Below are 24,778 nucleotides of genomic sequence, written 5' to 3'. Positions count from 1 at the left end.
AAGTCATGCCAGTATAATTCTTTGAATGACTGCTGTGATGGCCGAGTTATCCGTCAAGATAAGCGGACCTTTACTTCCGTGATGTTTATGACACAAGAGGTCCGCATATTGCTGGCATTAGGTAGCCTAGCTCAGAAAAGCTGATTATTCGAATAACCATCTCTTGACCCTTTGCCAAGATACAAAAGACTGGTTAGTGTTAAAAGAGCTACGCTAGTGAATAGCGATTTTTTCTATCAGAATCGCCACTTCCGGTTCTGATGATAATTGATGGTAAGCATTGATCACCTTTTTTCCTTCTGAATTTCTTTCTGCCACTAAATAGGTCAAACTCCCTTCGAAATAAAACTGATTGTCCGCCATTGGAAAAATTTCTTCGGGATCACGGTTATCTCTTTGAGAATAAAGTTTGCCATTCTCCAATGAGAGCGTTCTACTGGAGCCACTATCGGTTTTGTAGGTCCCAAGAAACTGTTTAACTTTATTTTCATTCAACGTAACTGCTGTAAATGTTGGTACTTCAATATCTAGTGCTTGCGCTCCTAGTAAGGTACTTAAGATGCCTACGTTTCGATTACTCAAATTACTTAAAACAGCGACGTATAACTTTTCTTCGGGAACGTAAAAAGCATTAGTTACAAATCCAGGAATTCCGCCACCGTGAGCGTACGTTTTATATTTATTTAAATCCCGACTTTCGATACCATACCCATAGCTCGACATGGAACCATCATTCAAGGTAAAGGGCTGAAGCATCTGTTGATAACTACTTTCAGCGAGCAATTTTTGCGTGGCCAAACCATTAAACCAAAGGTGAAGGTCACCTACCGTAGACATTAAAGAACCTGCTGCATGTGGCCACATCATGTCAATGTACATGGCATTAACAATGCCATCAGGACCCATATCATAACCATTGGCACGGTTTGGTATGATTTTTGGACTATCAAAATAACTGCTGTTCATTTTCAACTTTTTGAAAATGTGTTCATCAATAAATTCAGCATAGTTTTGGCCACTTGCCACTTCGATTATTTTTCCCAATAACACATAGCCCGTATTGGAATACCGAAATTGTTCTCCGGTTTTAAATTTCATAGGGTGTTTGGCAAAACGCTCCAACATCTTATCGATGTTAGTCGGGGCCTGAATTTCGCTGGCAAATAAACTCTCGTCTTCAGTGTAGTTGGCAATACCTGAAGTATGAGTCAGCAAATTTTCAATTGTCACTTTATTTTCTTCTGTTGGAAAGTCCGAAACATATTTATGAATATCATCCTTTACCGATAACTTGCCTTGCTCTTGCAATAGCAAAATACCCGCAGCAGTAAACTGCTTAGTGATAGAACCAAGTCGAAAAACACTAACGACGCTGAGAGGCACGTCAAGTTCAACATTAGCCATTCCCCTGGCTCCTTGGTAAAGAACCTGATCTCCTCGGCTAACGATCACAGCAACTCCGGGGCCGTTATTTTTCACATGTTTTGTGAGTATGGCATCATAGCCGTTTATCGATTCTGCATGTGTTTTTGCGCTAAGAATTTCGACACTAAAAATGAATATAAACAATAAAGATAATTTCATGATTTCCTTTCCCTTTACTCTTTGAACTAATGTTATTTTCGTGAATCAACTACTATGTATTTATGGTTTACTGAGACGTAATAATCTGAACTTATTGAAATACTGAATAGAGATATTCAATATCAACATAGAAACAATAAAACACATCTCTAATTTATGCAACGCGAGTGGGCACCCCGAATTCGGTTAAGGCCGGAATGTGTCAGAAGCAATCTAAAGCGGAAGTATAATTGAGCAGCGAAAATGAATTAAAAACGCCTTCATATTTTACTATTACTAATGACGGCTTTAGGTCGATTTAAGTCTTTGTTAGGCTAGAGTCTTATGTTAGTTCATTGGCTAAAAGCCGAATTAATAATTTAGTCACTTTAAGCGAACGTTTAGTTCCTTGTGCACATAGTTATCTTAACTTCTGCGTGGCAACCCTAATGTTATTCAGTGGCCATCGTTAATGTCATTCGATGGTAGTATGAAATTTAATGACTGGAAGTTCTGATGTCATGGGTTAGCAAAACTGATGCAATTATCCAATTAGCAGTTTTTTGCTTTTTAAAGCTAGAAATTATAAAAAAGGTTTATAGCGCTAATTCTTCGCGTAGCGTTCAATCCACTCTTACCATTACCCCCAATTAACTTATTGATTTTATTTGTTTACAGTATTCTGGTTAAGTTTTTGCTAATCATTATTTTTATTTTTATTTTTATTTTTATTTTTATTTTTATTTTGTATTGAGTCTATTTGAGCTCATTGGCTTTTCGGTATTTACCTTGATAGTCAAAAAGTCTGTCTTTGACACGCCAGTAGAATTTTTGTTTTCTGGCAATGACAAAGTCAGGACACGGTAATAGGTTAGCTAACGTTAATGCTTGTTCAAGAGTAGTCACTTCAAACGACCCAGTAGAACCCAGTTGAACACTGATTTTAGCACTAAGGCGTTTAGCAAAAATATTATTGAACGCTGCAACTTGATTTGGCTTAGTAAAGTCAAAAGATTCGTTGAGTTCATCGCCTTGTTCATCATGATAAGTGATCTTTAACTTCTCAGTGGCCTTATCACTAACTTTGGTTAAATTAAGACCGGCGCAGCGAATAATTTTTGAATCTTTAAGTTTTAGTGCCTTTTTTAACATATCATCGGGGTCAACCAAGACTTCAAGGCACTGTAAACAGTTACGAGCAGCTATGTCATTTTCACCACCGCAGTGAGGGCATTCTTTAAATACAAAACGATAGTCACATTGGCTCTGCGTAGCTTGCTCTTCACTGGGAGCATAAACTAGGCCTTGGCATCGTCGGCCGTAGTGTTCTACTAAATAACCGTCATCATCACAAATGCCCCAAAACAAATTAGGAAATTCACAACTTGGGCAAATAACTTGAACGGGCTGACTTTTACTATTGGGCTTTTTCTCACCAACTTCAGGATGATAAAGGTCAAAATCATTGCCCGTATAGTCAATCACTAAGCAATCTTTTTTGTTATCACTCAAACGCAGACCACGACCGATGATTTGCTGATAGAGACTCACTGATTGTGTTGGACGCAATATTGCAATCATATCGACATGGGGTGCATCAAAACCAGTGGTTAATACCGAAACATTAACCAGATATTTAATTTCTTTACGCTTGAATGCCTTTATTAACTTATCGCGTTCAGTGTTGTCGGTAGCACCGGTAATTAACGCACTTAATTGGGAGGGTAAATAGCTAAAGACTTCCTTTGCATGCTCAACTGTAGCGGCAAATACCATAATACCTTGACGATTATGGCCTAACTCAATGACCTGCTCAATAATGCTTTGAGTCACCCGAGGATTTTTGTTTAATAGATGATTCATATCCGCAGGACTATATTCGCCAGAGGCGTTTGCTCGTAGGCTACTAAAATCGTAGTGCTCTATGGTCGCATCAACTAAATTGGGCTTAGTTAAATACTCGCGTTTAATTAAGTAACGAATGGGTAGTTCATAAATACAGTGCTCAAAAGGTCGCTTTTCTTCACTTCGCATGAAACCACGGTAATGCTTTTTATAAATCCAGCCCATACCTAAACGATAAGGGGTTGCGGTTAAGCCTAATAATTTTACCTCGGGATTAACTTGCGTCAATTTTTCAATGATTTGTTGATACTGATTATTATTGGACAGCTTGTTTGCGCTTTCTTTTGCTTGCTCTTTGGGCTCCTCTTCAGGTTTGCTTTTAGCTTTGTCCCTAGCCAGCTCAGGGCTTGCTAAATTAACTCTATGACATTCGTCAATAATAATTAAAGAGTAGGGCTCGTAGAAGTCATCTAGATTGCGGGCTGCCGATTGTATGCTGGCGAACGTGACTTGGTACTGAGTTTCTTTGAGTTTTAATCCAGCAGAATAAATACCAGCGGTACCACCATAGCTTTCATATTTTTGATGATTTTGCTCGACCAATTCTTTCACATGGGTGAGTACCAGTATTTTTCGCTTTGCCAAGCGAGCAAGCTCGGCAATGACCAGACTTTTACCTGAGCCTGTCGGTAAAACAATCACTGCAGACTCGTTGGTTTTTCGAAAGTGTTTGAGCACCGCCGAAACGGCCTCTTGTTGATAATCTCTAAGTTGAAAAACTTCCACGCAGTGCTGTTGCCTTATAGGGAACCAAAAGCAGCCATAATAGCAAAATAGCGGATAAGTCCAAAATTTAAAACAAACTTTAAATCTTTATTAGTTTGCGAAAGCTAATCTAGATAGTAGGGAGTTGAAAGATAATATGCTGCGCGCAACCTGGAATATCACTGAGGTAATTGAGCCTGCATTCGATTTTTTGAGTAAACTGTTGAGATAAATGACTATACAAACTCCATTTACTTTATCAAAAAAGTACGGTCATAAGTTACATAGCCAGATTGAGGGGGGTTACTGCAAAATTTTATAATACAATTAAAATTGATACCTAATTCAGCTTCAATAGCTAATAATTTATAGGTGCTATCTAATATTTTTAAATAGTCATTTTGCTGGGCTGTGGCCCAAGTTAACTGAGTATATTTATCGATTTTAATTAAGTCTTTTTTAGCGTTCGAAGATAATAAAAATTTATTCAATAATGAATATCTTTATCTCGCTCAATCAATAATTTTTCATAGCAGTAATCTGTAACAGCGCTTTATTCTCCTTGAATTAATATATTGCGTAAATTTAAAAGCTTAGCTTCTGGTTCTTCTAACGTTCTCAATCCTGCTCTAACAATTTCACTTGCTGAACCATAACGACCAGTGTTAAGTTGTTGGTTTATAAACTGATCAAATTGATCTCCGAATGTGACACTTGTCTTTTAAGCGATAATTAAAACCTCAAAAGTACAAAGAGAAGTTGGCCTGTGCTCCTTCGTCACTTATTTAACCCACGATATGTTTCCCATGATGTGGGCGTTAACTGGCTTCGTAATGGCCTCTATTTTAGTTAAGGAGTAAAAAAAGTATGGATAGTATTAAGTGGTATAAAAGCCCTGAGATGATCGTTGCGTTATCTGCATTGCTAATTGGCATAGTCACCGCTTTCACTTCAATTTATTCAGCCTATGTTGATCGTGAATATGCAAGAGCATCTGTTTGGCCAAAGTTAGAGATATTCAGAAGTTTTAATGGTAATTCATCATTTAGTTACGGCGTAAGTAATAATGGTACTGGTCCGGCACTAATAAAATATGCAAAAGTTAAGAATGGTCCAACATATATAAAAACGTGGAAGGAAATAAAAGCATTTGAAAATATTAGGCAGTCACATATTAGCAATCGTACGTTATCACCTCAAAATAGTATTACTCCAGTTTTATATAAAGGAGAGGATGTAAAGGCGCTGGTAAAAGCAGATACATTAATAAGTATAGAGCTTTGTTATTGTTCTATTTATGAGGAGTGTTGGGTGATTGATAGAACAAACCGGCCAACAGCAGTGGACGTTTGTACTGTCGACGATAAGCAAATGTTTCTGCAATAAACAGTCAGTTAACAGGTCATTCAAGCAGAACAACGTTTTGAACACTGTTGACGCTGGGTGATAGACAAGCTGATTTTTCACGCAGGTCTTTATTATTAATGTTTGTGCCTACGAGGTAATGAGTAATCATTATCATCTGGTGTTTTTTATTGATGAAGATAAAGCGAAGCAGTCGACAACGACTGACTTACTTGTGCGTTGACACCGTTTAGACAAATGTACGTTAAGGGTTGTTAATTTCTCTGGGCTTCATCGTCTAAAGAGAATTTTTTTGTGTTTAATATTCGCTATTTTTTAATCAAATAATCTTGTTATACCGTCATATTTTTAACATAATATAAAACATGGAGTTTTAATCGGTTATAAGAATATTCTAAATTTTATATGTCGCTATCAAAATTATATTCGTCCTGCTAAATACGTTATTACGAAATATACCGCATGCTTAGCCCTTCTCATTCTTTCTATGATCGCCATTTCGATAAGTGCACAACCTTATGTGAAATTGGATAATCTTAACAAAATTAAACTAAATAAGCATAATCTCTGGTACCAAACCCAACCTATAGAGACAAGTCCTAGTTTTGTAGAGTTAAATCAATTATATCAAAATGCTAAACAAGTCACTTCGACATTAGGCGGTAGCGGCGCTTATATTACTCAGATTAAATTAATCAATACAAAAGGGCATGATGATACTTGGTTTGTCAATCTGCATGCTAATTATCTCGATACAGGTACTGCTTATTGGCAGCGCGACAGCGGTGGAGTAATAAAGTTAGCAAGTTTTGGGCAGATTGGCGGTACAAACCCAAAATTAGCTCACTCGCAGGCGTTTTCTTTTTCATTAAATCAACAGGAAACAGGCACGCTGTGGATTTATATTGAAGCGAAAATGTTCGCAACACCTGTTACCGTAAAAATTTATAGTAAAACAGCATTTTATAATAACCAATTTTTTGTTAATAGCATCACCTCAATTTCATTTACAGTCATGCTTACACTAGCCTTAATCGCTTTCTTTATATATCTCAGAACAAAGTATTTGGTTACGTTAGCCTGTACTGGTTATATAGGCCTGCAAGGCTTAGGTTGGTTTTTAGCCTCAGGAAGCTTTGGTCATTTATTTACGGTGTCAACATTTAACCCCGTTTACACCGCTATATGGATATTCCCTTTTGCTATTGCCTCTGCCAGCCAGTTTACAAAGTTGCTATTTAATTGTCAGGCAGAGCATCTTAAATTGGCGAAAACATTCAACTTACTGTCGATAGTTTGCTTAAGTTTAGGTTTGTTAATGCCTTTTATATCTTTTGCGCACAGCTACTTAATAGCACATATCATCGCAACGCTATGGATCCCACTCTGTATTGGCACCGGCATTTTTATGCTCGCGAAAAAAGATTTTAGAGCGAAGTATTACTTAATCGGTAATCTTTTATATGGACTGACTTTACTGGGTTATGTCTTATCTCATCTTTATAAGATTGACTGGGATATTTCTCTTGAACTGATTGTGCAAATAGCACTAACCATTGATTGTATTTGTATTCTTCTTTCTTTAGCTGAATGGTTGCAAATACAACAGAAAGAATTTCATCGCACTTATGCCATTTCGCGTATTGATCCATTAACTCAAATTGGTAATCGATTCGCTCAAAACGAAAAATTGGCTCGCTTAAAAGGGCAGTACTGTATTGCTTTTATTGATCTTGATGGCTTTAAAAAAATCAATGACAAACTTGGCCATGACGAAGGTGATAAAGTGCTGATTGCAACAGCAGATATCATGCAAAAGAAACTACAAGGGCTGGGTAGCATTTTTCGCTGTGGTGGGGATGAGTTTATTTGGGTTGTTAGTATTAAAAGCTCACAACAAGTTAAACCACTATTACTGCAATTATCTGATTTACTAATGAAAACAGAACAAGAGTTGCAAGAAAAAGGATGGAAAGAGGCGGGGTTAAGTTTTGGTATTGCCACGAGTTTTGAAACCCTAAATCAATCTGAGTGTTTATCACTAGCCGACAAGCGTATGTATAAATACAAACAAGATAAGCAATAGCACATTTTAGCAATGTCATCTGTCGCCTTTAAAATCGAGCATTTATCGAAATGAATTGCTTTATAACCTTAGCTCTCTGTTGTCATTTTGGCTCATCGAGACTTAAAATCATTTTTCTCATATTTGACCGAACAATCATCATGTTTTCAATAACTAAACCTTGCTGTTTTAATTAATAATGCTACGATTAAATTTTTGCGTATCATGCTATTACATATGGACATTTAAATAGTGCTCTTCCTATTCCGTTTCGCTATTATTTTAATAATATTATTTTCAAAGTTAATTTACGCAAATAATATCCTTATTAATAAACCATTATCAACTTTAGATACTCGTTACCAATATACATACGATTTATTATCTTTAATAATGAGTGTTACGCCAGAATTTGGTGATGATAAAATTGAACAGTCCTCAACGTATATGACGCGAAACCGTACTTTACATGAATTAATTTCAGGGGAATTTATTGATGTGATGGCTGAGGCTCCTCAACCTGAATGGGATGAAAAATTAATTGTAGTTCCTATCCCGATCAGAAAGGGTCTTCAAGGTTTTAGATTATTTATCGTAAATGAAGAAAGTGCTAAATTAATGAACGAGGTAAATAAGTTTGAAGATTTATTAGCCTTATCTACTGGCTCAGGGAAAGATTGGTCTACAAAACGAGTATTAGAGAGAGCTGGATTTAATGTCGTTACCGGCTCTAATTATAATGGTTTATTTGGTATGTTAAGCAAAAATAGATTTTCAACTTTTGCGAGAGGAATAAATGAAGTGTATGAAGAAGTGGCTTCTCGAAAATCAACACTGCCTAATCTAATGGTAGATAAAAATGTATTATTATATATACCGTTAGCCACATATTTCTATATATCTCCTAAAAAACCTTTAATAGCTGAGCGAATAAAGGTTGGATTATTACGATTAATAAAAAGTGGGGCATTCAATATATTTTTTTATAATAATCACTGTAAATCTCTTATGAAAGCTCAAATAAGTAAAAGAAAAGTATTCAATATACCTAATGAATTTATCGCTACAGAGCGAATGTTATCTTTAGTTAATGCAGATTTTTTAGTGAATACAGATTTGAACTTTAATCAATTATGCCACTAAATTGTATTAATTATAACAAAACAAACAATAATTTATTTTAAAATCAGATGAAGTTATCGGGGTTGTTTATTGCTAGAGTGATAAACCTGAAGTTCTTACCTTTAAGCTCTCAATCTGCTCAAAAAAAATTGGTTCTTTGAGCGGTTACTTTACTCGTTTTTTCCACAAACTTTGCCTTTTAATAAGGTATTACAGACTACGGGTAACCAAGTTCACCCGATAAGGTTTAATAATGAAATTTTTAGTTATCATATTCTCGGTATTGTTATTAAGCGCTTGCGCTACAACAATTGATACCTACAACCCAAATAATCTTACTCGTCAAAATTTGTCTAGTGTTTCTGTTGATGATGTAGGATTGTGGGTTGGTGATTATGAACTAGTCACTGATATTGCTTCAGCATTTGATACCGCTGGCGCGACAGTCATTTCTGTCAATGTCTGGGATACAGTTCCTGCTGAAGTCTATCTAAAAGAAGGTGAGTATCAATTTGTTATCCGATGTGAGTCAAGGGGACTTTATAACTTTCATAATATTGATATCACACTTGCAAAAGGTCAAAAATATAAGGCTTATTGCTTGGGTAAATATGAAGACTCTTTCCTTGGTGATAGATTGACTAAGATATTTGGCTTTATCAGCGAAGAAAATAATTTATCGGCAGAAAAAGCGACTAATCAAAAAACTATAGATAGTTTGTAGTAGAGCTTGTAAATCGTGAGGCCAAGCGATAAACCTTAGGTTTTTGTCCATCAATACTTTAGCAGTGAACTACCCACCGACGCCGCTCCGCGTCGATCAGTGGGTTTTCTCGACAGATTCGATAAAGTCGGCTTCAATAAAAGTACTGAGCTTGCAAGTATCAGTCTAATACTCAGTGTTAATTAAAATAAAAGGTCAGAAAATATCAATACAAAGATAATTCAGAGCATTAATCGGCGGCTATTTATTAACGTTATTTTTGCATGAATTAGCATGAACACCCCTTTAAAAATGAAAAGAGAGTTGCTTTACCCCTAAGCTTAAGGGCAAAATAAAAGAAAAACATCACAAGGAGATATAAGTGAAAAATACAAAATTGACCTACAGTGTTTTTTCTTGCCTACTATTATTAATGTCGTTCTCACTTTTTGCCAAAGACACTATCCCTGAGCCTTTAACTCCTTGGGTGTCTTGGGTATTGAAAGGCCAGGAAAACCTATCTTGTCCTTTTATCAATAATACTAACTTTGCTGACAAGCAAAATCATATTTGTGCTTGGCCAAGTACGCTGGCAATAAATGTAACAGACAGTTCAGCCTCGTTTAAACAATCATGGCAGGTATTAACTAAAAGTATTATCCCTTTGCCCGGAAATGATAATAACTGGCCACTTGCTGTTACAGTTAATAATAAAGACTTTCCCGTATTTACTTATAAAGGTAAACCAGCTATTGAATTAGTAAAAGGCACTTATGTTATAGCAGGTAAGTTTAAATGGTCAAAAATACCTGAAAGTATCACTATCCCTGAACAATATGCTTTCGTTAAGATGACGATTAATAACCAAGTTATCGCCTTTCCTAAAATAGAAAATAATAACCTATGGCTGCAAAACGCTAAAACGAGCCAAGAGCAACAAGACTCTCTTGATATAACTGTGGTAAGACGTATTGCCGACGGCCCTTATATAAAGCTTGAAACCCTCATTAGTCTCAATGTGTCAGGTCAAATGAGAGAAGTAGAGCTCGGCAAGCTACTGCCAGAAGGTTTTGAATTGATTGGCATTGAATCACTTGTTTCCTCATTTTTAGATGGCGATGGTATCCTACACGCTAAATTGAAACCAGGCAGTTGGGAAATAAAGGTGCTAGCTTATGCACCAGCCACTTTATTAACGTGGCAAAAACCTGAACAATCTCATCATTGGCCAAAAGAAGAAATTTGGGTTTTTGAAGGGCATGAAAACCTACGTTTGGGTAAAGTTGAGGGCGCAAAAACTGTTGATAGCAGTCAAGTAAATATGCCTAATGCATGGTATGAATTACCGAGTTATTTAGTTAATACCAAGGATTCACTCCATTATGATATTCAACATAGAGGCAAACCCTTACATTTAGAAAATCAACTTAACTTGAAACGCACCTTGTGGCTTTCATTTGATCATTTAACTTATACCTTCAATGATGATATTCATGGCGCAATGATTAATGATTGGCGTTTAAGTATGAAGTCTCCATATTTATTAGAGTCTGCAGAAGACCAAGATGGCTCAGTATTAATTACCACCAAAGAGCCAAATGAAAGGGGTATCGAAAATCGTTACCCACAAGTAAAAATTGAAGCAAGAGGTATTATCAACTCAGCCAAACAATTACCGGTTAGCGGTTGGGGCAACGATTTTGAGCGGGTATCATTGAAGCTTAATCTGCCGCCAGGCAATAAATTATTTGCCGTATTTGGAGCAGATAACGTGTCAAACAGTTGGTGGTCAAGCTGGTCAATTTGGGCAAGTTTTATTGTTCTATTATCTTCTTTAATGGCAAGTCGATTGATTAATATCACTTCAGGTATTGCCACTGCGGTAATGCTGCTTTTTATATATCAAGAAATTAACGCGCCTATAGTCGCTATTCTTAATTTACTTTTGGCGATTGTTATCAAAAAACATCAACCCTTTGAACGCATGAAAGCCTTAGTTAAAGCCTATTGGGGGATAAGTATAACGGTTGCTGTTGGAGCGATACTACTATTTTCTGCGACGCAATTACGAACCGTGATACATCCTCAGTTGGAGTCACGAGAATCAAATGCAGACAGTTATAGAGAACGCGCAGTTGTACAAAACAAAGAATTACAGATGAGCAGAAAGCGCAGCGATGTTATCACCTCAGACGATCTTATGAGTGCACCAGTTGAAAGAATCATGGTGTCAGGTAATCGAGTGAAAATGGCTGAGTTAATGATGGAGCGTTATCAAGCGGATGCCTTAATGCAAGCTGGCTCTGGTATTCCAAGTTGGCAGTGGAATAGCTATCAAATTAATTGGAATAGTCCTGTTGCTAAAGATCAAACGTTCGAGGTGATTGTTTTATCAAAAACCACCTATAGGGTCATTAAGATACTGGGCATATTTTTCACCTTGATTTGGCTGTTTTTAGTATTAAAAGAAGTTATTAGCGAGGCATACACTAAAATTAAACCTCAGGCAGTAGCGAGTGTGTTGGCTTTATTTATCTTAATACCGAGTTATTCACCGACTGTTGAAGCTACCGATTTTCCTAGTCAAAAGCTCTTAGATGAACTTAAGGTGAGGCTAACAGAAGCGCCATCGTGCGTGCCTGATTGTGTTGCTATCAATAAATTACAAGTTAGCATTGATGAAAAACAGTTAACCTTGGTGTTATCTGTTCATGCTAATACTGCTACTGCGTTAGCTTTACCCAAGTCTGAATTTTGGCGACCAGAAAAATTATTACTAGGTGAGACATCAGCGGAAAATAAAATTGAAAGCTTAGTAAAATATAAAGGTTGGATATATATTCCTATTGCTCAAGGATTATCTACCATAACCTTGTTGGGGCAGGTGGCTTACGTTGACGAATTTCAACTTGAATTTAGAGATAAGCCAAAGCACGTTAATATATCCTCTTTAGCCGCTTGGGAAATTGTTGGTCGTCAAGGTGACCGGTTAACTGGAAATACCTTGGCTTTTTTAGCAACCAATGCTGATAAAAAGCAAAGTAACAAGCAGCAAACTTCAACTCGATATAGTGCAAAGCCCTTTGTTAAAGTGAGCAGAGAATTGTCTGTTGACCAATTATGGACAATACGTACTAAGGTTGAACGTATAGCACCGAATAGCGGTTCAATAAATATTAATGTTCCTTTAATAGCAGGTGAAAATATCACCAGCGCAGAGGTCATTGTTGAAAATAATCAAGTGGCGGTTACTTTACCTGCTGGTGTTAACGTTTTTAGTTGGACTTCTATCCTTGCTCAACAACAAGACCTTCGTTTACACGCTAAGCCTGAACAGTCGTTAATTGAACTGTGGCGAGTGATTGTTAGTCCTGCGTGGCATGCAAATCTTTCTGGATTACCGATAATTTTAGAAGACCAAGACAATAATGATTATTATCGTTATTCTTTCTATCCATATCCCGGTGAAAGCCTAGATCTCACCATTACTCGACCTGTTGCAGTAAAAGGTGATGTGTTAGCCATTGATTCTGTGAATTACACCATTGAGCAAGGCACACGTACCTCAACGTTAAGTTTATCTTTTGATTATCGAAGTACACGTGGTGGTGAACATATTATTGAATTGCCGCTAAATTATCAGTTAAAAGAAATACGAACGGATAACAAACTGATTAATCTTCAACTAGAAGACGATAAACTGGCAATTCCAGTACTGCCTGGTAAACATAATGTTCAGATACTGATGCGTACCAGTGTCGAAGAAGAATTGTTATTTTCTGCGCCAAAAATAAACTTAAATGCACCAATCAGTAATATTACCAGCATAATAAATTTGAGTAGCCAGCGCTGGATACTTTCTGCTAAAGGCCCTCTACTGGGGCCAGCAGTACTTTATTGGGGAGAGTTGTTCACTTTTATTTTATTAGCTTTACTCGTCTCGAGAGTTAGGTTTTCACCCTTAAATACACTGAGTTGGATCATCTTAGGCTTTGGCTTAAGTTTAAGTAATTGGGGGGTGTTAATGCTAATGGCGCTGTGGTTTGCGGCTATTACTGCCAGTACTTATCGACCCAAAAATATTAACCGACTTTCATATAACGCCTCACAGCTTTTATTATATCTCTTATCAATTGTCGCCATAGTGTCACTTGTACTTGTGGTTCCAGCCAGCCTGTTGAGCTCGCCTAGTATGGGCATCGAAGGTAACTATTCATACGGTAACCACCTTCAATGGTTTTCAGATAAATCGAGTGGTTTGTTACCCCAAGTATCTGTGGTGAGTATCTCAACCCTTTTTTATAAAGGTATTATGTTGGTTTGGGTTATTTGGCTGAGCTTTGCTTTTTTAAGTTGGATAAAATGGGCTTGGAAAGCGCTGGGTCAACAAGGCTATTGGCGAAGTGAACTCAGTAAGCAACTAGACAAAAAATAATAGCTTGTTGCAGCAAAACTAGATCGATTTGAAATATCAATTGAAAATTCGATTAGATCTAGTGCTTTCATTGGTAACGGCCATAGGAAGTGTTTATTATGTAATATTCGGCACCTGCCACCCATAATTGATTATTTAACGCGGAACTTACATGAATTTAGAACAAGCTTTATTGGTGATCGCTACTGCACATGGCAACGAACTACCTGTTGAAGCGCTAGAAGCAGTTAAAATGAATTGGTCAGTGTTTTATCCTGATTTAGAGCGACTCATCGATCAATTTATTACCGATGATACTTCGCTTACCGATGAGCAACAGGCGATTTTATTTTTCGGCACATTATTACTAGCTGAATTAAAATATGTCCCCGCGTTGTCAAAATGTCTGCAGTTATTCTCGCGCAGTGATTCCTTTTTAACCCCCCTGGAAGGGGTGTTTGGGGATGCTCTCACTGAATTAACGCCAACCTTATTTTATAATGTGGCTGACGGTAATACACAAGTATTGTCTGATTACATTGTTGACGGTCATCAAGCGATGTATTGCAAAGCTTCTGCTATTGAAGCGGTGTTTGCTCAATACGAAGTGGGTGTCATTGATAAAACAGAATTAGGTGAACATGTAACTCGTTGGCTAGCAGCTTTTTTGGCTTTACCCAATCCAATCAGTAGTTTCTTAATGAGTGCATTAGCCGATTCTTGTATTGAATATCAACTTGATAACTTCAAACGTCAGTTTGTCGAATTATGTGATAAAGACTTATTTGACGAAGACCGCTTTAAAAAAGCTGAGGTAAAAGCCTGGCATAGGGGAGATGCACCTAAGCTGATAGAGTCGGGTATTATTCAGGCAGAGTTCAGTGTCGTTGATACGTTAAAGACATGGATTGATGATGACTCTGAAGATGAGTTGCTCGATACACTGCCAAGTGATGACCATGATATATTTGAGTCGTTAATGGCTGAAGGTGGTTTATTAGCTAATATCCTTTATGACGAAAAAACAATTTTAGAGAACAGTGTACCGGTAAGTTCATTAGCTATGGCTGGTCGCAACGATCCATGTCCATGTGGTAGTGGTAAAAAATATAAAAAGTGTTGCTTACAGTAATACACAGCGCTGGTATTTACTTTAAATAGAAATGAGACCGCGCAATTAAACCAGTACCTACATCCATCTTGGTAAACTAGAAAAACCGCTCATTGAAAGATTAGCGGTTTTTTACTTTCTTAAATAATAACCTTTTAAAATTAAGGTATTACAGTCAAACTTTGGCTGCTTAATTTTATGGGTAAATTATATCTAACTAACATCACCTACGAACAAATCAACATTTTATTAACAAATCTCGTTTATCGCGTCTTTGTTGCTTGCACATTTATTTTTTCTCAATACAATCAACGACAATTAAAGTTTATAGTGAAAATAACATGAAAAAATTAATCCTAGCACTTTGTTGTGCTTTGGTAACCTTGACCGCAAGTGCCTTAACGACGCTTGAAGATGTTAAGTCTTTTACCTTAGATAATGGCATGACCATTATTGTATTAGAAGATCATTCTATACCTAATGCCAATATGTATTTATTCTGGAAAGTAGGCTCTAGAAATGAATATCCTGGTATAACTGGCCTTTCACATTTTTTTGAACACATGATGTTTAACGGCGCTAAAAAGTACGGACCTAAACAGTTTGACCGTGTAATGGAAGCGGCAGGCGGCGCTAATAACGCTTACACGTCGGAAAATATTACTGCTTATACTAATTGGTTTCCGGTAAGTGCCATAGAAACCATTTTCAGCTTAGAAGCCGATCGTATTGAAAACCTCGCTATTGATATAGCTATGGTAGAGAGTGAACGTGGCGTAGTTACTTCTGAAAGGTCAACACGGTTAGAAAACTCAAACTTCAGTAAGCTGCATGAAGAAGTTAAAGGAGTCGCTTTTCGAGCACATCCCTACAGTTGGGGGGTTATTGGTCATCAGTCAGACATAGATAATTGGTCGATTGAAGATCTTAAAGCCTACCATAAAACCTATTACGCTCCGAATAATGCTGTTGTGGTTATTAGTGGTGATGTCACCTTAGCGCAAGTAAAAAAACTCTCCAATAAATATTTTGCTCCGATCAGTTCACAATCAAGCCCAAGAGAAGTACATACCGTTGAGCCCAAGCAACTCGGTGAACGCCGAACTTATGTGCAAAAAGAGTCAGCAACTTCTGCCAATGTACTCTTTGCTTTTCACGTACCTGAAACTCGTCATGCAGATTATTATCCGTTAAAAATGCTTGCTACAATTTTGGGTAGTGGACAAAGTTCTCGTTTGTCTAGAAGTCTGGTTGACGATAAACAAATAGCCACATGCGTTTTCACTTATATGCCGGATTCCTTTGATCCTAATCTATTCTATGTTTTCGCAACAGCTACCAGCACGGCAACAGCGAGTGTGCTTGAGCAAGCGATGGTGGCAGAAATTAATAATATTATTGTTAATAGCGTTACTGAGCATGAGCTCACTAAAACCAAAAATATTGCGCAAGTAGATTTTTATCGCACGCTTTCCACGATCAATGGTAAAGCAAATACTTTAGGGACATATGCGTTATTTTTCGATGATTATTCGCAAATGTTTACGGCCATTTCAGAGATGAACAAAGTGTCAGTTGAAGACATTAAGCGTGTTGCGAGTACTTATTTAATAAAGTCGAACCGCACGGTTGGCATTTTAGCCGCTGAACAAGACAGCACTGAAGGAGATTTATAGATGAAACATTCCATTATACTTATTTGCAGCTTTATCCTGACATTAAGTCATCCAGTAGTTGCTGAATTTACCTTGCCTGATTACCAAAAGTTGACCTTGAAAAATGGCTTAACCGTCTACTTGATGGAACAACATGAAGTCCCTCTAGTCGATATTAGGGTGGTAACAAAAGCTGGCGCAGTTAACGACGGTGACAATTATGGCTTAGCGAACTTTACCGGCACCGCGCTTGGTTTTGGCAGCCAGAAATTATCAAAAAAAGAAATTGAAGATTTATTTGATTTTCACGGTGCTAACTTTAGCAACAGCGTTGGTATGGAGTCATCTACGTTAAGCTTATCTATTGCCAGTAAAGATATTGATGGCTTGTTGCCAGTATTTAGCGATATTTTATTAGCGCCAACCTTTGATAATGAAGAATTTATTAAAGAGAAAAAACGCTACCTCGAGAGCTTAAAGCAAAGTAGCGAGCAACCTGGGCGAATTATCGGCGGAGCTTTTAAGCAACTATATTTTCAACAACATTTATTAGGAAACCCTGTTGATGGGAATATTTCAACTATTGAAAAGCTTTCTGTTAAACAAATAAAAGCTTTTTATCACGCGTTCTACTCAGCAAATAATAGTGCACTTGTTGTTGTTGGTGACTTTGATAGTAAAAGTATGGAAAATAAGATTAATGATTTATTTTCAGACTGGGGATCTAAAAATGTCAGTGTTCCTAATTTAAAGAGCTTTAAGGCTCCTGTAGAAGCAAATGTTTTGGTTGTCAATAAAAGTGATGCTAATGAAAGTACTTTTATCATAGGGGGTAAAGGGATAGCGTCTAATCATCCCGATACTGTTGCCATAAAAGTGATCAATACCATCTTGGGTGGTAGATTTACCTCGTGGTTAAATGACGCCTTACGTGTTAATTCCGGTTTAACTTATGGCGCGAGAAGTCAATTCAATAGCTACTCGACCGCGGGTACGTTCGTTATATCTACTTTCACTAAAAATGAAACAACCTTTGAAGCTATCGATTTAGCGTTAAAAACCTATAACAAGTTATGGGAGCAGGGTATTGATAAAGACACCTTAGAATCAGCTAAAGCTTATGTAAAAGGGCAGTTCCCTCCAAAATATGAAACAAGCCGTCAACTGGCTGGTTTATTGGCAAATATGTGGGTGCAACAACTTGATAATAGTTTTATTAACGATTTTCAAAGAAATGTTGATGCACTAAATGTCACCAAAGCAAATGAGATTGTTAAAGCTGTTTTCCCAAGAGAAAACTTACAGTTAGTCATTATCGGTAAGGCTGATGAAATTCGTAAAAAAGCAGAGAAATACGGTAAGGTAAAAGAAGTTGATATTAATACGGTTAGTTTTTAGGTTTATGATAAAAACAAATAAAGTTTAAGACGTTGTTATCTAGTACAAAGCGTCCAGTATTATACTGGGCGCTTTGTCGGCTGAAACTACTTTATGAGCACAACAATACAGTAATTATGGTGTTATCCAATAAAGCCAAAAATCTGATTTATAACACGATAAGGGTACCTTCAAGTAAGGCGGTTTTTTTTAATAGTTGTAAGTAAACTAATCGGCGTATACTTCTATACTTTATTGTTTTACTGATGAAAATATAAATTAACGTTGTTATGAAACTGACCTGTTTCTTCCTTGCTCCTTGGCTAAATATAAATTAGTATCGGCCTGGCGAATAAGATTAGTGAGAAAGCTTATACGGTCAGAGCGATTGTTAATTGTCTCTACCAAGGTACTTGCTACGCCTATGCTGATGGTGACATTTGATCCTACCGCAGAATCTTGATGGCTTATCCCTAAATTATTAATTGAATTGATGCAAATATTAGCAAAAATTGCCGCTTGTTTTTGATCGACTTCTGGTAGTGCAATAATAAATTCTTTGCCGCCGTATCTAGCTAGAATATCGCCACTACGGTGCAGGCAGCTTAAAAGATTTTGTGCAACCTTTTCCAAACATAAGTCTCCAGCTAAGTGGCCATAGTTATCGTTGTACTGCTTAAAATAATCTATATCTATCATTAGAATACTAAATTGTGACTGATACCTACTTGCTCTCTTTAGTTCATCATCGGCTAAATTTAGAAAAGCTCTGCGGTTGTTTATTCCCGTTAATTGATCTTTATTTGATAATATCTCTAGAGATAGGTTCATTTCTTGTAATTTTTGATTGGCAACTGATAATTCTGTTGTTCTATTGTTGACCAGCTTTTCAAGTTCTATATTACTTTCATTCAGTTTCCAAAAATTTTTACGTTGTGTCATTTTTATAATATTTGTTGCAATCAATTTTTTCAGCCATGTAGATAATTTGAAAATAAAACCTTTGTTGATCACTTTTATAATAATGAGTTGGTATTTTTGATTTGCTTGAGTTAACCCACATTTAACTTGGACTTCCAGCAAATACTCTCCGGTAGGCAAGCTTGAGTACATTAATGGCTCGCGTTTAGTTCTTCGCCAATTATTGTGCAAGCCAACGAGTCGATAATGATAATTAATGCTTTTTTCTTTCCATAACCAAAAAGAGCAAAGGGTGATATCAAGGTTCCAATTGCCTTCCTCTATTGTTATAACATTACTATCGAGTAAAAAATGACTACTACTTGACACTGATTTAATTTCAGGTAACGGAGCTTGCACTGCATCGATTAATTTAGGGATATCGATAACCACTAGACGTTCGTTGAGCCCACACCAGTAAATATCTTTATCAAGCTTTAAAAGGCTGCGGCTGGTAGTAAACTCCCAAAATTGTTGTTCTGGAATATTATTCACAATAAAATTCACTTGCCGAGTGTTAATATCAAACAGTTGCAGTCCTTGTGAAGTCCCTATCAGTATTTTGTCATTGCTGTGCCATCGACAGGTCCAAGCGGCAACTGAATCGGTAGATTTAAAAACCTCAGTGACTTTTGATTCCGTCATTAATAAAATTTTATTGTCAGCTGCTATTACGCATACACCTTGTTTATTTTGGCTGATATCGTAAACATTAAGGTGTTGGCTTCCTAACTCTACTGGGATTATTTTATTATCTTCGCCATTATAGACCCACAGCCCTCGTCCAAGCGTAGTAATAAAATATTTGTTTCCCTCTTTAGGGACTATCGTATATATATAACTTAAGGTATTTCCTAATATATCGTTGATAGGTTGAAACTTCTTTTGATCTAGATGGAATATGAATAGACCGTAAACACTACCGTATAGGTAGTTTTTTCCAATTTTTTGAATACAGCGCCCAGCTCCTACTCTTTTGTCTGTAAAAAGTTGTGCAAGTGAATTGTTTTCCAGTTGGGTTATCGCCAAACCTTCATTACAAGCGGCAAAAAAGGTTAGCTGCTTATCTTGGTAAATATCCCAGCAACTTAAGCCTTTCAAACTGATGATTTCATTTTGTATTGACTTATTGATAGGTGAAAGCAAATAGCTATGACCTGTGCCACCAATGAGTAAATCTTGGCCATTATGCGCTCGTCGCAGTGTTAATACCGATGTTGATTTTTCAGGTCGAAACGTTTTTATATAATCATTGAGGGCAGAATACTTAATCAGTCCACTAAAGTCTGTACCGATCCAAAGATTGTTGAATGAGTCGTAACAAATGTCGTTAATTTGAGCGGTAGTACAGAATGTTTTTCCTTTTTGCCAATTATCATGGTGCTTGATTAGTTCATAGACACAATATTTGTCGGCAATTATCATATGATTTGAATTTCTAACCAAAATACACACAATTATTGAGCTCTTATTTTGTAGTTCAATATGCTCTTTAAGCTTTAAGTCAAAATCTAAGTGAATAATGCTTTTGTTATTAGCAATAAAAAAACCTTGCGGTGACGAACTAATATGGCTGACCGATTGTAAAATATGGGTGTTGTGGTTAATAAGCGGTCTAATAATTTTATTTTGGTAAACCCAGATACCTGACTGGGACATCTGCACAAGAATAGTTGCCTGTTTACCCTTAACCATACTGAGCACGCCTTCCCCTAATATGTCGAGGTTTACGACGCTTAATTTCCCTGATTTGCTATGCCATTGATATAGTCCTTTACCACATCCTAGTAAATAGTTATCTTTACCCGTTGATATCGCGCATTGGCACCAACCTAGTCCTAATTCAACCGTATTAAGACTCGCGATGACTTGAAGGGAGTCCGAGTTTATAACGGAAACACCTAAATCTGAACAGGCTAAAATAGTCTCTTCATTGGAAGTCACAGAGCGCTGTCCGTGAGTTAGAAGACCATTATGTTGATTAAGAATTACAACGTGTTCACCATCATATACAGCTAATCCATTGGGAGTACTTAACCAAATTTTCCGGTGCGAATAACATAGGCTATGTATTTGATGTGAAGGTAGTCCTCCTCGTCTAGATACATTTTCAATTAATAAAGAGGGCGTAAGCGGATTACTATTCATTTAATGACCGTAGTTTGTGTTAGACCAGCTTAGAAAGTTCATCACCATTTATCATCGCAAGATGATATAAATGAGAAGTAAATATACTTACATAAAATCAAACAACTATAACAATAGCTTAAAAGATTATTTTTTGGTACAAAAAAAATTCCAAATGGTAAGAGGGCATAATCTATGCTGATCTCATAAGTAAGTTACTTGGTGCAACTCAAGAAAACGCCAGCTTTTTCAAATAAATGAGCTAGCAGTTAACTGAGTAGGATATATAGCTAATAAACAGTGCTGATTTTTTGCTATATTTATTATATCCTTATGAAATAAAAAGATTGTTTAAATAACAATTAAGCACTGATAACCGTATCTGTTGTACGATTTAATCAACGTCTAATAATTTATTACACCGGAGTATTATTTTTAATGGAATTACACATCAATGTTATAGATGCATTCACTGATGAGACTTTTAAAGGCAACCCCGCGGCGGTTATTATCACCACAGACTGGCTAACTACAGAACTTATGCAGTCTATTGCTATCGAAAATAACCTTTCAGAAACTGCCTTTATTAAACAAATTAATAATCAAGTGTATGAAATACGGTGGTTTTCACCGATAACAGAAATTGATTTTTGCGGACATGCCACATTAGCTGCATCATTCGTTATTTTTGCTAAAGATAAAAACCTTAAAGAAATAAATTTTTTTGCAAAGGCGGTTGGTGATCTGTCAGTGACACAAACTACTGATGGCTATATACAGATGTGTTTTCCTAATAAAGAGCCTACCGTCGTTGATAAAATTCCCGCAGCACTATTAAAGGGTTTGTCCATTAATCCCATCGACGTTTTATTAAATGACCAAGCGTATTTTGTTATTTACGAAAATGAAGGTGATGTGCTCGCTGTTATAGCCAATAGTGACGAATTAAAGCAGCTTGCTCCTTATGATGTAGTTGTGACATCAACCTCAACATCAAGTGAGCATGATTTTGTTTCTCGTTACTTTTGGCCGGCAAATGGTGGTGATGAAGACCCAGTAACGGGCTCTATTCATACTGGGCTTACACCTTACTGGTCCAAAAAGTTAAAAAAACTCGATCTTATCGCTTACCAAGTATCTAAGCGAGGAGGAAAACTGATGTGCCGTATAGAAGGCGATAAAGTCTATATCTCGGGTAAGGCAGTGCAATACTTAGCGGGTACAATTACTGTTTAGTGTTTTATGAGATTAATGGCGTGTTACGCTATTGTTCAGTGGAAATCTACACTTAGCCTTACACTCTCTTATAAGGGACCAAAAAGTTAAAAAAACTCGATCTTATCGCTTACCAAGTATCTAAGCGAGGAGGAAAACTGATGTGCCGTATAGAAGGCGACAAAGTCTATATCTCGGGTAAAGCGGTGCAATACTTAGCGGGTACAATTACTGTTTAATGTTTTATACGATTGAGGGCGTGTAGCGCTATTGTTCAGTGGTAAATCTACCCAAAGCCTTACACTCTCTTATCAGGGTCCAAAAAGTTAAACAAAACTGATCTTATCGCTTACCAAGCATCTAAGCGAGGAGGAAAACTGATGTGCCGTATAGAAGGCGATAAAGTCTATATCTCGGGTAAGGCAGTGCAATACTTAGCGGGTACAATTACTGTTTAATGTTTTATAACGTTAAAGTGTGTAGCGCTATTGTTCAGTGGTAAATCGACCCGCAGACTTACACTCTCTTATAAGGGTCCAAAAAGTTAAACAAACTCGACCTTATCGCTTACCAAGCGTCTAAGCGAGGAGGAAAACTGATGTGCCGTATAGAAGACGATAAAGTTTATATCTCGGGTAAAGCGGTGCAATACTTAGCGGGTACAATTACTGTTTAGTGTTAAATCTACCCGCAGACTTACACTCTCTTATAAGGGGCCAAAAAGTTAAACAAGCTCGACCTTATCGCTTACCAAGCATCTAAGCATCTAAGCATCTAAGCGAGGAGGCAAACTGATGTGCCGTATAGAAGGCGATAAAGTCTATATCTCGGGTAGATAGATCTTATTGTCTTATTGATACGTATATAGAAAAAAATGTTGATTTGATAAATATATGTTAATTAATTTAATTGGTTTTAATGTTTCATGGTTTGGCTTGGTTTATTGGGGTAATAATTTTATTCCCTTTGCCTTTATACTGTTGCTCGCCCACTTGTTTTTTCAATCTAAGAATTATAAAGAAATGTTGTTAATCTTATTGGTCAGCGCCATTGGTATTGGTGTTGATTCATTATTACAGCAGCTTAATATTTTCATTTTCACTGAAGCAACTCATATTCCTTTTTGGCTGATGATGTTATGGGCCAGTTTTGCCGCGACCATTTGTCATAGCTTACAATTTTTAGCTTCTTCAAAAGTGCTGCAGTTTGTCGTAGGAGGTTTAGTCTCACCATTAAGTTATATTGCCGGTTATAAATTATCAGCTGTTGATTTTGGTTACTCTATGCTTACAACTTATACTATTTTAGCGTTGGTATGGGCGATATTGTTTATTTTGTTTTTTTATTTGAAGTCAAAAATTATTATCCAAGAGGTAAATCATGTTTAAATTTTATGCTCGATTAATCGTTATCATCATGTTGCAACAATTTATTACCGTCCAAGTGCTAGCAACTGATGATATTAAGCCTGACACATTAGATAATATTCTCAAAGAACAAGTCTATATCCCGGTTGGAGAAACGACTTTTTCTGTACTTTTTTGGGATCTGTATAAAAGTAAATTGCTGACAACTTCTGGGAAATATCCCCTTAAGTCAACCAATGAAAAATTGTTATATCAGATTAACTACCTGACAGATATTTCAAGTGAAGATTTAATTGAACGAACTGTTGAGCAATGGCAGCATTTGGGTGTGCCACGAATAAATTTTCAACACTATTTACCTATGCTCGAAAAAATGTGGCCTGATATTAAAGAGGGCGATAGTTTGTCTTTATATGTCATTAATAACAAAAGTACTTTTTATTTTAATAACAACATTATCGGTAAAATTGATCAACAAGAATTTAGTCAACTTTTTCTCGACATATGGTTATCAACTAACACCAGTGAGCCTAAGCTTAGGCTTGAATTATTAGGAATTAATAAAGATGAATAAATATATAAGAAGTCTAGCTTTTATTACCACAAGCTTATTTATTTCTAGCTGTTCGGTCGAGCTAGAGGAATATAAACCAGTAGCTAAACCATTTGATATAAAATCTTATTTTGACGGTAAGGTTATTGCTTGGGGAATAGTTCAAGATTATACCAACGAAGTTAAAAGACGTTTTTGTGTTGAAATTGAGGGCAGTTGGCAAGAAGAACAAGGCGTACTCGCAGAGAAATTTTACTTTGATGATGGTGAGATAAGCTATCGAAATTGGCAACTAACAAAACTACCTGACGGGAGCTATATTGGCGGTGCAGAAGATGTCATTGGTGAAGCTATCGGCAAGCATCAAGGTTTTGCTTTCCAGTTTCAATATACATTATCGTTAAACCTTGATGGCGATATAATGGAAGTTGCAATGGATGATTGGATGTATCAGTTAGATGAGTATAAGGTCATCAATAAAACCGCCATGTCTAAATTTGGTGTTCAAGTTGCTGAGATAACATTGTTTTTTGATAAGGAAACAATAAACCAAAGTTGTCAGGCTAATTAA

The 24,778-nt window shown here is 36.6% G+C and carries 16 protein-coding genes and 2 pseudogenes; 13 read left to right on the top strand and 5 right to left on the bottom strand.

Features of this window, described 5'->3' with window-relative positions:
• Positions 1–213 precede the first annotated feature (213 nt).
• The 4 genes and pseudogenes from ESZ26_RS07995 to ESZ26_RS07980 form a co-directional block, all read right to left on the bottom strand.
• Positions 214–1,584: a serine hydrolase domain-containing protein gene (locus tag ESZ26_RS07995; RefSeq protein ID WP_146799220.1), complete on the bottom strand. Its 1,371-nt coding sequence runs from the start codon at positions 1,582–1,584 to the stop codon at positions 214–216.
• A 735-nt stretch (positions 1,585–2,319) separates the two neighbouring features.
• Positions 2,320–4,194 (bottom strand): DEAD/DEAH box helicase, encoded by a 1,875-nt coding sequence (locus tag ESZ26_RS07990; RefSeq protein ID WP_146799219.1) that lies wholly within the window; start codon positions 4,192–4,194, stop codon positions 2,320–2,322.
• 230 nt (positions 4,195–4,424) lie between these two features.
• Positions 4,425–4,664: a type II toxin-antitoxin system RelE/ParE family toxin gene (locus ESZ26_RS07985; RefSeq protein WP_146799218.1), complete on the bottom strand. Its 240-nt coding sequence runs from the start codon at positions 4,662–4,664 to the stop codon at positions 4,425–4,427.
• A pseudogene (locus tag ESZ26_RS07980) lies at positions 4,661–4,891 on the bottom strand (type II toxin-antitoxin system ParD family antitoxin); the annotation flags it as partial. The pseudogene ESZ26_RS07980 and the gene ESZ26_RS07985, both read right to left, overlap by 4 nt.
• Before the next feature lie 149 nt (positions 4,892–5,040).
• On the opposite strand from ESZ26_RS07980, the gene ESZ26_RS07975 reads away from it, so the two are divergent.
• From ESZ26_RS07975 to ESZ26_RS07940, 8 genes are all read left to right on the top strand, one after another.
• Complete coding sequence (locus ESZ26_RS07975) at positions 5,041–5,559, top strand: hypothetical protein (RefSeq protein WP_146799217.1); 519 nt, start codon at positions 5,041–5,043, stop codon at positions 5,557–5,559.
• 499 nt (positions 5,560–6,058) lie between these two features.
• On the top strand, positions 6,059–7,624 hold the full coding sequence (locus ESZ26_RS07970) for a sensor domain-containing diguanylate cyclase (protein ID WP_223271580.1): 1,566 nt from the start codon (positions 6,059–6,061) through the stop codon (positions 7,622–7,624).
• Positions 7,625–7,855: 231 nt separating this feature from the next.
• Positions 7,856–8,746 (top strand): hypothetical protein, encoded by an 891-nt coding sequence (locus ESZ26_RS07965; protein ID WP_146799215.1) that lies wholly within the window; start codon positions 7,856–7,858, stop codon positions 8,744–8,746.
• A gap of 232 nt (positions 8,747–8,978) precedes the next feature.
• A complete protein-coding gene (locus ESZ26_RS07960) occupies positions 8,979–9,449 on the top strand; it encodes a hypothetical protein (RefSeq protein WP_146799214.1) in 471 nt (156 codons plus the stop codon).
• Positions 9,450–9,810: 361 nt separating this feature from the next.
• On the top strand, positions 9,811–13,863 hold the full coding sequence (locus tag ESZ26_RS07955) for a hypothetical protein (RefSeq protein ID WP_223271579.1): 4,053 nt from the start codon (positions 9,811–9,813) through the stop codon (positions 13,861–13,863).
• Between the two features lie 151 nt (positions 13,864–14,014).
• Positions 14,015–14,974, top strand: coding sequence for a DUF1186 domain-containing protein (locus ESZ26_RS07950; protein ID WP_146799213.1), 960 nt, complete (start codon positions 14,015–14,017; stop codon positions 14,972–14,974).
• Positions 14,975–15,294: 320 nt separating this feature from the next.
• On the top strand, positions 15,295–16,629 hold the full coding sequence (locus ESZ26_RS07945) for a M16 family metallopeptidase (protein ID WP_146799212.1): 1,335 nt from the start codon (positions 15,295–15,297) through the stop codon (positions 16,627–16,629).
• Positions 16,630–18,006 (top strand): M16 family metallopeptidase, encoded by a 1,377-nt coding sequence (locus ESZ26_RS07940; RefSeq protein WP_146799211.1) that lies wholly within the window; start codon positions 16,630–16,632, stop codon positions 18,004–18,006.
• Positions 18,007–18,273: 267 nt separating this feature from the next.
• On the opposite strand, the gene ESZ26_RS07935 is transcribed toward ESZ26_RS07940, so the two are convergent.
• Positions 18,274–21,093: a diguanylate cyclase domain-containing protein gene (locus ESZ26_RS07935; RefSeq protein ID WP_146799210.1), complete on the bottom strand. Its 2,820-nt coding sequence runs from the start codon at positions 21,091–21,093 to the stop codon at positions 18,274–18,276.
• Between the two features lie 417 nt (positions 21,094–21,510).
• Here ESZ26_RS07935 and ESZ26_RS07930 point away from each other — a divergent pair, with 417 nt between their 5' ends.
• The 5 genes and pseudogenes from ESZ26_RS07930 (at position 21,511) to ESZ26_RS07900 (ending at position 24,778) form a co-directional block, all read left to right on the top strand.
• Positions 21,511–22,308 carry a PhzF family phenazine biosynthesis protein gene (locus tag ESZ26_RS07930; protein ID WP_146799209.1) on the top strand — a complete coding sequence of 266 codons (798 nt, stop codon included), beginning with the start codon at positions 21,511–21,513 and terminating at the stop codon, positions 22,306–22,308.
• A gap of 314 nt (positions 22,309–22,622) precedes the next feature.
• A pseudogene (locus ESZ26_RS19630) lies at positions 22,623–22,745 on the top strand (phenazine biosynthesis protein PhzF); the annotation flags it as partial.
• Between the two features lie 435 nt (positions 22,746–23,180).
• Positions 23,181–23,675, top strand: coding sequence for a DUF2878 domain-containing protein (locus ESZ26_RS07910; protein ID WP_146799208.1), 495 nt, complete (start codon positions 23,181–23,183; stop codon positions 23,673–23,675).
• A complete protein-coding gene (locus tag ESZ26_RS07905) occupies positions 23,668–24,228 on the top strand; it encodes a chalcone isomerase family protein (protein ID WP_146799207.1) in 561 nt (186 codons plus the stop codon). The genes ESZ26_RS07910 and ESZ26_RS07905 overlap by 8 nt, the downstream gene beginning before the upstream one ends.
• The gene (locus ESZ26_RS07900) at positions 24,221–24,778 is read left to right on the top strand and encodes a DUF3833 domain-containing protein (protein WP_190278394.1); all 558 of its coding nucleotides are present in this window, start codon (positions 24,221–24,223) and stop codon (positions 24,776–24,778) included. The genes ESZ26_RS07905 and ESZ26_RS07900 overlap by 8 nt, the downstream gene beginning before the upstream one ends.

Origin of the sequence: Colwellia hornerae (assembly GCF_007954355.1) — a bacterium.
In the GTDB taxonomy this organism is placed as follows: Bacteria; Pseudomonadota; Gammaproteobacteria; order Enterobacterales; family Alteromonadaceae; genus Colwellia_A; species Colwellia_A hornerae.
Note: the sequence above shows the minus strand (reverse complement) of the source record. Positions and strands in the feature narration are given on the sequence as shown.

Bases quoted from the DNA above. Each gene is read 5' to 3' on its own strand.
- ESZ26_RS07940 (WP_146799211.1), top strand. From the start codon at position 16,630: ATGAAACATTCCATTATACTTATTTGCAGCTTTATCCTGACATTAAGT.
- ESZ26_RS07995 (WP_146799220.1), bottom strand. From the start codon at position 1,584: ATGAAATTATCTTTATTGTTTATATTCATTTTTAGTGTCGAAATTCTT.
- ESZ26_RS07910 (WP_146799208.1), top strand. From the start codon at position 23,181: ATGTTAATTAATTTAATTGGTTTTAATGTTTCATGGTTTGGCTTGGTT.
- ESZ26_RS07975 (WP_146799217.1), top strand. From the start codon at position 5,041: ATGGATAGTATTAAGTGGTATAAAAGCCCTGAGATGATCGTTGCGTTA.
- ESZ26_RS07930 (WP_146799209.1), top strand. From the start codon at position 21,511: ATGGAATTACACATCAATGTTATAGATGCATTCACTGATGAGACTTTT.
- ESZ26_RS07900 (WP_190278394.1), top strand. From the start codon at position 24,221: ATGAATAAATATATAAGAAGTCTAGCTTTTATTACCACAAGCTTATTT.
- ESZ26_RS07945 (WP_146799212.1), top strand. From the start codon at position 15,295: ATGAAAAAATTAATCCTAGCACTTTGTTGTGCTTTGGTAACCTTGACC.
- ESZ26_RS07905 (WP_146799207.1), top strand. From the start codon at position 23,668: ATGTTTAAATTTTATGCTCGATTAATCGTTATCATCATGTTGCAACAA.
- ESZ26_RS07960 (WP_146799214.1), top strand. From the start codon at position 8,979: ATGAAATTTTTAGTTATCATATTCTCGGTATTGTTATTAAGCGCTTGC.
- ESZ26_RS07935 (WP_146799210.1), bottom strand. From the start codon at position 21,093: ATGAATAGTAATCCGCTTACGCCCTCTTTATTAATTGAAAATGTATCT.
- ESZ26_RS07950 (WP_146799213.1), top strand. From the start codon at position 14,015: ATGAATTTAGAACAAGCTTTATTGGTGATCGCTACTGCACATGGCAAC.